This window comes from Dyadobacter sp. HNCC25DJ184 (genome assembly GCF_056895215.1).
In genome coordinates this window covers 428,507-440,435 of record NZ_JBXHAQ010000005.1, presented here as the reverse complement: position 1 = coordinate 440,435, position 11,929 = coordinate 428,507, and the positions used below count along the sequence as shown (strand labels likewise).

Sequence of the window (11,929 nt, the reverse complement as noted above, 5' to 3'; positions counted from 1 at the left end):
AACTACCATCCAAATACGAGAAGAATCGAAAACGAATCTTCATATTATCACTAACTAAATCCGTAGGGATTAATATTTCGGCATTTTCGACTGTAAAAGGATAACCTTGAGTCGTGTTATTTTTCTCCCAAACTTTATGCCATGATGTTCCAGACCACACTTGTACCTCGGCTATTGGCAATGCTTCGTCACGAACCAAATGAAGAATATGTGAGAAGCTCAATTTGATTTCAGAATATCCAAGTGAATTAAATGAAGGCGATTCTATTTTTTGATCAACACTGAGATTTTCTCCTCTAACTTCAATAAAGCGAATATAGAGACCCCAGTTATTTGGAGTTGGATCCTCCTGCCCAAACAAGTTAACGTGCCATTGCGTATTATATTCAGCATCATCTGCGACCCAATTCAAAGGTAAAATTGATGAATCAAAATTTTCTGAAAAAATCTCGTCAACTATATACCCTTTGTCGCGATCGTCATCCTCGATATTAAGTATAAATATTCCATCTCCGAAAGCGTCACCCAATGTTGAAACTGTGAAACCCAATTGAATTTTCTCGTCGCTTTCCGAGTATCTGTCATTATAAACTCGGATAGTGATATCCTTCGTCAATTCATCTGCCTGTAAAACTACCTTTTTTGGAAAAAAGGTGTAATCATTACCTGGCTCTCCCTCAGAAGGGACATTCAAATCATCTTCATAATATCCTGTTGGTGCAAATAAAAGGGTGACGGGTGCACTTGGCTCCTTATCAATCTTTACGGTGACTGCGTAATCTACATAGCTGTTGCACCCATCCGGGCCGTTCGCTGCATCGCCCTCATTTACAGTCGCTTCTGTCAATACAAAATGAACCTTCGGTTGGGCTGGGGGAATCGGTATGATTTCCGAAGTGATTTGGATATTATCTATGTACCAACCTTCAACTCCATTGCATCCATCTGTACCCATATCCCATCTGAACTGGATAGTTTTCGAAGCTCCTACACCCAAATTATTCAAATGTACCACGCTTGTGCTCCATGTATCGGTCGCTCCTGAAAACGCTTCCTGGCCTGCCAAAGGATTATCGCTTCCTGCTTCTGAAGAAATGAGAACAGAATTGTAACCATTTAATTGGAATGCCGTTTGAGGAACAATCAACCACTGTCCTCCATTGAGACTATATTTTAGATTTCCTCCATCTAATTGATACTCCGAATTGAAGTAATGGTCGAAGGCCAAATAGTAATTGCTAGCAGGTCCGTCCGGAATGTCTATGACCGGGCTGGCGATGCTTATTATGCCATTTTGTAACTCGTCCATACAATCTCCTCCTTGAAAATCAACCCCGAAAGCGACCGTGCCTGTGTGCCCAGCTGGAGAAACGGAGCTTAGAACCCAGTTTCGCAAGGTGAATGATTCTGAGGAGCTAGTATATGACGTTATCCATTCTGCTAATCCGGACTCAAATCCCTCGACGAATATCCCGGCCATGGCGGGCAAGGTTTTGGGTTCCAGCATTGATTCTTTTCGGCCGGACAGTAAACGTTCACTCACAATCTCCTTCTCATTTTCACTACCATATTCGGCGCGGAGGCAAAAGCCAACGTAGAGCATAACGACAGAATAACTTGTATATATTTCTTCATAACGTTTGGTTTGATTTATATATGATCACTATATAAAATCATATATCTTTTACAAATTATCTACTAATCGGGGGATTGTAAGATGTAGTATTCGTTTTGATAGAAAATACTGGTTTTCCATGATATCACTTTTTATTGGCATTCTGAACAGTCAGATTTCTTGTAAAAAAGCGGGATGGCCTCGACTAAGGCCATCCCGCTCAAAAAAAGTTGGCAGTAATACTGATATTATTGCTTCACAATTTTATATTGATATTTCTTCTTACCAGTAGTTAAAATGGCTTGATATACCCCGGCTGACAGTCCGTTGGTGTTGTGTTCGGCCACTCCATTTTTGATTTTTACACCATTGACTCTGGAGACTATCTTCCCGGAAGCATTTACAATCTGCAAATTTCCGAGGTCGTCACCGTGCTCGTCGACCTCCAGCGATACGACGTTGCGAACCGGATTTGGAAAGGCCCGGGTCGACAGGATGACACCATTATCAATAGCCACAATTGCGGAAATTGCGAATTTCCCATCGATATCAAATTGGCGCAGACGGTAGTAAGAAATCCCGTTTCCATATTCAGTATCCGTAAAATGATATGTATATGCGGCGGACGAATTACCTTGGCCCTGCACCTTTCCAATTGCCGTAAAACTCTTCGCATTGGCAGACCGTTCGACCTGGAAATAATCGTTGTTCACTTCTTGCGTTGTTACCCACAGAAGCTGATTACCTTCCACAGTGTGCTTCCCTTCAAAACGAGCCAATTTGACTGGCAGAGAGCCGATTGGTGGCGCATCAGAAAGCCCAAATCCAGAAAATCCGGAATCAAACGTTGCCGTATATGCAAAATCCGTATTGAAAGCTGACTCAATTTTTACTTCGGCATAAGAAGTTTGCCGCTCATTTCCTACCCCTATTCCTCCTTCGCTTTTACCCATAGATGTCACATTATCCTTAAACGCGCCAAGCTCAGCTTCAGTGTAGTACAGCGTTATTTCGTAAGTACCGTCGGGATTAGGATTGGTAGGCGTAACCTTGAAAGTTTTATTCGTGATATTGTAGCCACCCAACCACTCAACCTCCCCATTTCCAACTCTGTCGATTTGAACTGTCGTACAGCCATAATCGAAGCTTGACAAATTCTTGATTTTCACCAACAGATTGCCGGAAGAAGGATCATAGAAATAAGCTGTTTCATTTGGGCCTAAATATTGTTTGTCCGGCGTAACCGTCAATATGCTTTCAATTTGAGTCGGTATTTTACCTACAATTTTGACATTGTCAATAGCCCAATAATTGTCATACTCAGCAATATAATGGAACCTGATTTTCATCGCAGGATTTGCATAAGCGATAGGGATTAGCAATTCGCGTTGCGCGGGAGCTGAAAATGAGCCAGAACTTCCAGAAGCTTCGGTGTTAACCAAAACAGGTTGCCACAAAGCCCCATCCCAGACTTCTACAAGTGCCTGCTCTGCAAAACCTCCGTTGTACACCGAAAATACTTCAAGATAAGTCAATGCCAACTCCGAAAACCCGGTAGTATTAAATGTTCCTGATTCCACAGTCTTGTCCAAAGGAACATCGCCAGCAGCATAACTGCTCAAAAAGAGCAATGGCTTCCCATCCGGATCCAACTCCGCATTTGAGAATTGAACAACGTCCCAATTATTAGGGTATTGACCACCACCCGGAACAGTCCAGGTAGCCGGAAGACCTGCATTGAACCCCTCGTTTACCAGTTCCACGAATTGTGCTCCGGGAGTTTCGTCGTTGTCCTTAATTGTAAAGGTATGGCTCTGGTTAAATGTTTCGGCATATGCATCACCTGTTGTTGATAAGGAATAATTCAACGTAAAGGTCTCATCACCTTCCACATACGCATCATCATAAATCCTGACAATTATATCCTGAGACAAATGTCCCGCCTCGAGAACTAAACTCAGCGGAGATATGGAAAAGTCCGATGTCGGGCCTTCCAAAGCCGTTCCCACGGGTGTGCTTAAATTAACGGTAACAGGAAGCGAAGGCGCTTTGTTAATTTTTACCTGAACTGTTTTTTCGACATACTTAATACAATCGTCAGGAGCAGTTTCGGCTGTAACGGCCTCGGCTTCGTTTGCAATTGACACACTTGCCGCGAACTGTACCGTTGGTAACGCACATGTATATACTCTTACATCGTCGATATACCAGCCGTCCCAACCACCGCAGCCATCTGTACCCATATCCCAGCGGAACTCAATGCTTTGACCCGCAGTCAGTCCCAGGAATGAAAGATCAATCCGGCTTTGTCCCCATGTCCCCGTCACAGAGCCTTCATCAGCACCACTAAAGGCTTGCTGACCTGCCAGCGGATTATCACTGCCTGCAGCGATCGACGCCAATGTTCGATTGTATCCATTTTCTGTAAATGCTCCCAAAGGAACTAAGATCCATGTCCCACCATCGATCCTATATTTAATATTTCCCCCATCCCAGCCATCTTCAATTGAAACATAGTGGTCAAACGCCATCAGAAAGGGGCCGGATGAACCTGCCGGAATATCTATCACCGGACTGGCAAGACTTATGACTCCGTTTTGAAAGCTATTGTTACAGTTTCCGCCCGCAAAATCCACACCATATGCAACCTGTCCCGGTCTGTTATCCGGAGCACCACCCGTTGCTACCCAGTTTCTGGTAGTGAAACTTCCACTTCCACTTGTATAAGAGGCAGTCCACGCACCAAGACCAGATTCAAAATTTTCAAAAAACAACGCATTGGCCTCAGAGCCTCCAGAACAAATATTGTCCACCGCGGTAAGCATACGTGTAAAACCGCAGCTATTCTCTGTTCTGAGTTCAACTGCTAATATTACTTTAATTAACTCTTCAACATCCGCCTCGGATATCACCTGACCTGAAAGACCTGCAGGGCCATCCGTCGACAATCCTTCCAGGTTAACTCCAATCAAGTCCTCTGCCGCAGCTTCTAGGATATCTGCCTGAGCGGCAAAATCTGTCGTACGGGTCATGTATGCTGATTGTGCCCTCCAAAAAATATGAGCTGCCTTTAATAACCCGATACCGCTGATTGCCTGACCGTTATAATCCCCTCCGTCCACCAGAAGCGCATATGCGTGATTGAGAACTCCCGAATTAATATGTACCCCGCCATCATCTTCGCTGGAACACCAGTATTGAGAATCTGTAACTTTCCCCGGGTGGTTTTTACAGTTAGGATTCCACATATCTCTTATCGCCCCACCGAAAGCCGTCGTTTGCTCACCCAACATCCATTTGTCTGAACTGGCACATGAAGTTCTGGCCGTAGTATTTTCCGACCCATCCATATACCCGTTGAGCTGGTCAACCGTTTCTCCCCATATATCCGAGAAAGCTTCATTGAGGGCACCGGCCTGCCACGAATAAATAAGCCCGCTGGTATATTCTGTATATGCATGTCCCCATTCGTGGGCGACCACGTCATCGGCAGCAGTTCCGGTGCAGTAATTTGCCGTAACACCATTCCAGTTGGCATTGGGGCAATCGATATCCGGGTTATTGTTAATCGTAATCATATGGGCATCAGCTCCGTCGTAAGACACAAAGCCGAACGCATTTTTCATGAAATTGTATATATGCCCCGAAGAGACTACCTCTGATTGCTGCCATATGTCGAGCGATCCGGGAAACGCATCTCCTTCATTCCATATCTGGCTGGCAGTGGACACCTCGTATAAGGTTCGGTGAATGTTATGAATACCTGTAAACTGCTCTACAATTTCCTTTGAGTGCGCATTTACAAAAACAAATTCCCGGATATTGACATCATTTCTGACTTCCACCTCATAGGTAAGGTATTTTGTACCCTGATATCCCTGAGCCAATCCTTTCTGAAAGATGTATAAAGTGCTTTTCACGGCACGCAATGGTGCTGTAAATTCTCCCTTTTTCTGGTTAAAAACGTGCCGGATCGCAGCTTCTTCTGCATTTCCAGACGACACAGACGGAGTGGTGTTCAGCTTCGGAACCTGAATATAGTTCCCGTTCATCGAAGCCAGGTCGGAGCTTTTGTTGTAGTGAAATTTAAGAACGCCATCGTACACCGGCACTCCCTGAAAATATTGCTGCACCACCACATGATCCAATCCGTAGTTGTCCTTTTTTGTTTCCTTTACCTGATAGGTGTCCGTGCCGGATCTGATACCAAATAGTTTGGCATTCTGGTTTAGAAAGTTTAAGGTCTTTTCCCGAGGGACAAGGCCGTCCAATTTCATCGCCTTTGAGGAAGGAAATCTTAGAAAACTTAGCGAGCCGGTGGCCTTGTCAATGGAGGCCTTGGCGCCAGTTCTGGAGACGAAAGCATCAATCTCTCCAGTTACTACATTTTGAGCCAGTGATACTGACGCAGCCGTAAGGGAGATGAATAAAATTATTGATAAAATTCTCTTCATAATTATACAGCTTTAAACGATTAGTATTTCTATCAAAAATAAACGAATTCTTTTGTTTTCCAAGAGAAATAAATTAAAGTAATACGACAATAATTGTGTACGTATATTAACAACTTTTGTTATAGAAAATTTCCAGTCATTATTTTAAAGACGACTATCTGAAAAACATTGCTAGATTAATTCTTAGGCATGTATAAATACACAATACACTATTTATCAAATAGTTACAATAATTTCAATTTCACAACCCATTCACGCATATAGTGAACTTATTGACTTATATATCGAATACATTGTACATTTTTATTCAAATAAATTAGGTCTTTTATTGTTTTAAATTTGATAATCAAGCGTCTTTTTTGAAGTTAAAATTTTAGTTTACGGTATTTTTATTAGCTGAGATATTTGAGGTAAAAATTTAAAAGCAATTAGCAGTAAATTCAAATCGAGACTCGCATTGTAAATTTTGTGTAAAAGGATACCACAAATAATTAGACAAATGAAAGCTTAAAACCATGCGCTTCCATTATTTTGCCACAAATTCGACCATACTTAAAAAAATGGATCAAAATACGCTCATTACTCATCAAAAGACATGAAGTATTTAGTATTATTTTGCTTTAAAATTGTATTGTGAAGAAATATCTCACGGCAATGGGTTGAATACATACCGTTTGATATCCGGACGCTCGCCATTCGAGTTATTATCCGGTGCGATTTCAGATCAGAAACATTGAGGATTAATACTTAACCTTTTACAATTTTTATGTCTAAGCAGATTAACATTGCCATAGTAGGCCTGGGTTTCGGCGCAGAATTCATCCCTATTTATCAAAAACATCCCAACGCGAACATGTACGCCATTTGCCAGCGTACGGAATCCAAATTGAATGCGGTTGGCGATCAATATGGAATTGATATAAGATATACTAGTTATGACGACCTGCTTGCCGACCCTAATGTGGACGCTGTGCATATCAATTCTCCAATACCAAACCATGCTGAACAGACGCTGAAAGCACTGCGCGCCGGAAAACATGTGGCTTGTACTGTTCCGATGGCTACGAGTGTGGAAGATTGCATTGAGATTGTGAAGACGACCCGTGAGACAGGCAAGAAATATATGATGATGGAGACTGTCGTTTATGCCCGCGAATTCCTTTTTGTAAAAGAGCTTTACGAAAAGGGAGAACTTGGCAAGGTTCAGTTTTTGAAAGCAAGCCACCAGCAGGATATGGAAGGCTGGCCTGACTATTGGCCAGGATTACCTCCGATGCATTATGCAACGCACTGCGTAGGGCCTGTAGCCGGTTTATTGAAACTGGAAGCCGAGTATGTTTCATGCTTTGGTTCGGGAACGATCAGCGAAGATTTAGCAAAAATCCACAATTCACCGTTTGCGGTTGAATCTGCGCATATCAAATTCAAGGATAGCGACCTTTCTGCTTATGTATATCGTTCGCTATTCGACACGGCGCGTCAGTATCGTGAAAGTTTTGAAGTATATGGTAGTAAAAAGTCGTTTGAGTGGCCTCTTATAGAAGGTGAAGACGCTGTGATTCACACTGCTAAAAAACCCGAACATGAGATCGCTGAACGTGTAAAAACTCCTGATTACGCACATTATCTGCCAGAAGAAATTCAGGCCTTTACTGGTCACGGCGTATATAATCTGGACGAGAACGCTCACCTTTCATTTGTTCAAGGCGGTGGCCATGGTGGTTCACATCCGCATTTGGCGCACGAGTTTATCAGCGCATTGATCGAAGACCGAGATCCTTTCCCGAATGCTGTACAATCCGCAAACTGGACAAGCGTCGGAATTCTGGCCCATGAGTCAGCGTTGCAGGGCGGGGCCTTGATTCAGGTTCCGGATTTTAAGGCGGTCTGAAGCAATTAGCTGTTAGGTGTTAGAAAATGATGAATGAGTGAATTGTGGACAGTTTCGAGTTCTTTGATCGGTTTTAGTCAATTGCAATTGCTTCATTTACTTTTTTTTACATTTTCTTAAATACGTGCTCCATAAATCCTCCCGTTGACACCGGGATACATTACAAACAAGCAGTTTACATTTTTACGAATAATATTTAATGAAATCCAAAGCCTTATCTCTCTTGTTTGGTATCGTCCTGCTGGGCTGTGCCGTTCAACAGTCCCAACAGAATTCGACGGCGCAAAACGCATCTGCCAAAGATGCCACGAAAGGACGGCGACTTGAAATATTATTTCTTGGCGATAATGGCCATCACAAGCCATCGGAAAGAATTCCGCAAATTATGGCAGCCTTAGGGCCAAAGGGATTCAACTTCACCTATACCAGCGATTTGAATGACCTGAACCCAACGACTCTGGGCAAATATGACGCCTTGATGTTATATGCAAACTGGGATTCCATAGCACCTCAACAGGCTAAAGCTTTGCTTGATTTTGTGGCGAGCGGTAAAGGATTTATTCCCGTTCACTGTGCTTCTTACTGTTTCCGCAATAACCCCGAAATAGTGAAACTGATGGGCGGGCAATTCTGGCGTCATACCTGGGATACTATACAGCCTGTATGGACCAAGCCTGATCATCCTGCTATTGCCGGAGTTGCTCCTTTTAAAACCGTAGACGAAACTTATCTGCACACCCTTCTGCAACCGGATAATATTGTTCTGACTGAAAGAATCATTCAAAAAGACCAGGAAAAAGATAAGCCCGGACAAAAGAACGAACCCTATACTTGGGTTCGCACGCATGGTAAAGGACGGATTTTCTATACTGCATATGGCCACGACGAACGGACCTGGGCTGTTCCCGGATTTCAGGATCTAATCGAAAAAGGAATTCTGTGGGCTGTTAACGATGACGCGAGGAAGGCTTTGGCGGCTTTGAAACCACAGCCTTTCGAGTACCGTGAGGCCAAGCTTCCGAACTACGAGCAGCGTCCCGGTGTGCAGCTTCAACAATTGCCACTATCTCCTGAAGAATCAGTAAAACATATTCAGATTCCGGTTGACTTTAACCTTGCTGTTTTCGCACACGAGCCGGATGTAATGCACCCGATCGCGATGACCTGGGACGAGCGTGGAAGGCTGTTTGTATTGATCACAAAGGATTATCCAAATGAAAGAAAAGACACAGGAGGAAGTGACTATATCCTGATCTGCGAAGACACAAACAATGACGGAAAGGCAGATAAATTCACGCGCTTTGCAGACGGGTTGAGCATTCCTACCGGTTTGGTCTTTGCCAACGGTGGCTTGATCGTTTCGCAGGCTCCGCATATGTTGTTCCTTCAGGATACTGATGGTGATGACAAAGCGGATGTTAAAAAGATACTTTTCAGCGGTTTCGGAACGGGTGATACCCACGCCGGTCCGTCTAATTTGCACTACGGTTTCGACAACTGGGTATATGGTTCCGTTGGTTATTCTGGTTTTAAAGGTAAAGTTGGAAAAAGCGATTCGCTTGATTTTGGACAGGCTCTTTTCAGGTTTAAACCGGATGCAACGGATATGGAAATTGTTGCCAAAACCTCTAACAATACCTGGGGACTCGGGTTCAACGAGGCCGGAGATTTGTTTGGATCAACTGCGAATAACTCTCATGGATGGTATTCTGCCATTCCGAATCGATATTTTGGAAAAAGCAAAGTAGACAACGGAAGCCGGAGCACAGATACCCACAAGGATATGCAGCCGATCACGCCAAAAGTGCGCCAGGTTGACGTATTTGGCGGATTTACAGCTGCGGCCGGTCATAATTTTTATACTGCGAGAGCGTATCCAAAAGAATATTGGAACAAAATCGCGTTTGTTTCAGAACCAACCGGCCATGTTCTGCACAGGAATTTAATGGTTAAAAAAGGAACTGATTACGAAGATGTTAACGACTTTAACTTGCTAGCCGGAGCCGACGAATGGGTTTCACCTGTGTTTGCTGAAGTAGGGCCGGACGGAGCAGTTTGGGTTGCCGACTGGTATAGTTACATTATTCAGCACAATCCAACTCCGAAGGGAATGGAAAATGGGGGTGGAAATGCATATCAGACAGATTTGCGCGACTATACGCACGGACGCCTTTATCGCATTGGATGGAAAGATGCTCCTGCTTACAAGCCGCTTTCGTTGAGCAAATCGCGCCCTCAGGAATTGGTAGCGACGCTTAAAAATACCAATATGCTTTGGCGTTCTCATGCACAAAGATTGTTGGTAGAACGTGGTCAGAAAGATGTAATTCCTCAGCTACTAGATTTGTTGAAAGACCAGTCGGTGGACGAAATTGGGTTGAACACTGCTGCAATTCACGCATTGTGGACTTTGCAAGGCCTTAATGCGATTGAAGATCCAGCCGTTTTGGCAGCTGTGAAAACTACGCTAAAACATCCAAGTGGTGAAGTTCGCAAAACTGCTGTCCGTGTGTTGCCAAGAACCGCCGATTCCGGAAAAACATTATTGTCTGTTGACGCGCTTCACGATAAAGAGCCGCTTGTGGTATTGAATACGATTTTGGCCTTCATCGATATACCACTCAATGCTGAGATCGAAACGGCAGTTTTGAACCTTTTGGATACCTATCCGGACGTATCTGACCGCTGGATGCCGGATGCATTTGCTGCAATCCTGAACTCACACGGTGGACAACTCCGTGAAAAATATCTGACTCAAAGAATTGCAAAAGCGGGGTCAGCGAGCAGTGCAACCAAAACTGTAACAGCAAGCACTAGCCACGAAGGTATGGATCACAGCCAGCATATGGCCAATCAGGCTACCGTAGAAGGCAGTGCTGAACTTGCGATTACCAACATCACCATCGAGCCGTCATCTCCTTTTGTGAGAGAATATGCGAGAGTGGTTATTGAAATCAAAAACCTCGGAAGTGTAGCGGTTGCTAAAGGTGTCGTTCCGGTTGTGAATGTGAATATCCGTAGCCGTTCTTTGAACACAAACTATATCAGCCGCCAGCTGATCAACGGTATTGCACCGGGTGAAACGATCAAACTGACGGAAGGTAACAACGGCCCATGGAGAAGCACTTTTGGCTTCTCGTCTGACGAGCCAGGAAAAGTGACGGTGAGTGCCAATATTGATATCGACAATGTTGTACCGGAAAAGGATGAAAACCGTAACAATGCTTTGACCAAAACCTTTGAAGTAAAAATGCCGGAACATCTTTCGGATTTTGCTTTGGAGCGGGCTGCTAGGGGATATACATCTTATGCATCGGGCCAGGAAGTTGTGAACTTTATTAAGGAAATCCAGGCGCTGGATGCCCCGGGTCGTAACGCCATACTACGAGGAATAGTAAGTGTTTGGAATCCAAAACGCAAAGAATCGGTACCTGACGCGAGTCTTGCAGTGCTAACTGCTGCGAAGAGCAACGTTCCAAACGATCTGGTGGCGAAATACACAACGGTTCTTGAATCATATGGAATCAAAGAAGAAGTTGCCAACGATCCGAATGTGCAAATTGTGAAGATCAAAGCGATCAGAGAAGAAATGAAGTTCGATTTGACTGAGTTTAAGGTAACGGCCGGAAAAACGGTTGAAATCGTCTTCGAAAATCCTGACGCGATGCAACATAATATTGTGATCGGTCAGCCCAAATCAACACAGATAATCGGTGCGGCTGCCGACAAAATGATCACAGCGAAAGACGGTGCGGAGAAAAACTACGTGCCGAATATCCCTCAGATCGTAGCATCGACACCATTGGTAAACCCCGGACAAACTTATAAACTAAGATTCGTTGTGCCTGATCAGCCAGGCGACTATCCTTTCGTTTGTACATTCCCTGGCCACTGGCGCCTGATGACAGGAGTGATGAAAGTGGTAAAGGAGCAGATTTAATCGCCTGACCACTTAAAGGAATATGCATC

General features: G+C 44.0%; 4 protein-coding genes. 2 read left to right on the top strand and 2 right to left on the bottom strand.

From position 1 onward, the window contains the following. Both AC1XUD_RS10605 and AC1XUD_RS10600 read right to left on the bottom strand, forming a co-directional pair. Positions 1-1,603, bottom strand: a 1,603-nt coding sequence (locus tag AC1XUD_RS10605; RefSeq protein ID WP_483360959.1) for a hypothetical protein, incomplete at its 3' end; no start/stop codon positions are given. A gap of 260 nt (positions 1,604-1,863) precedes the next feature. Then, positions 1,864-6,069 carry a M4 family metallopeptidase gene (locus AC1XUD_RS10600; RefSeq protein WP_483360958.1) on the bottom strand — a complete coding sequence of 1,402 codons (4,206 nt, stop codon included), beginning with the start codon at positions 6,067-6,069 and terminating at the stop codon, positions 1,864-1,866. Between the two features lie 766 nt (positions 6,070-6,835). Between AC1XUD_RS10600 and AC1XUD_RS10595 the strand changes: the two genes are divergently transcribed. Together AC1XUD_RS10595 and AC1XUD_RS10590 are read left to right on the top strand one after the other, a co-directional pair. After that, positions 6,836-7,960, top strand: coding sequence for a Gfo/Idh/MocA family protein (locus tag AC1XUD_RS10595; protein ID WP_483360957.1), 1,125 nt, complete (start codon positions 6,836-6,838; stop codon positions 7,958-7,960). A 199-nt stretch (positions 7,961-8,159) separates the two neighbouring features. Continuing rightward, the gene (locus tag AC1XUD_RS10590; protein WP_483360956.1) at positions 8,160-11,900 is read left to right on the top strand and encodes a PVC-type heme-binding CxxCH protein; all 3,741 of its coding nucleotides are present in this window, start codon (positions 8,160-8,162) and stop codon (positions 11,898-11,900) included. Positions 11,901-11,929: the final 29 nt, after the last annotated feature.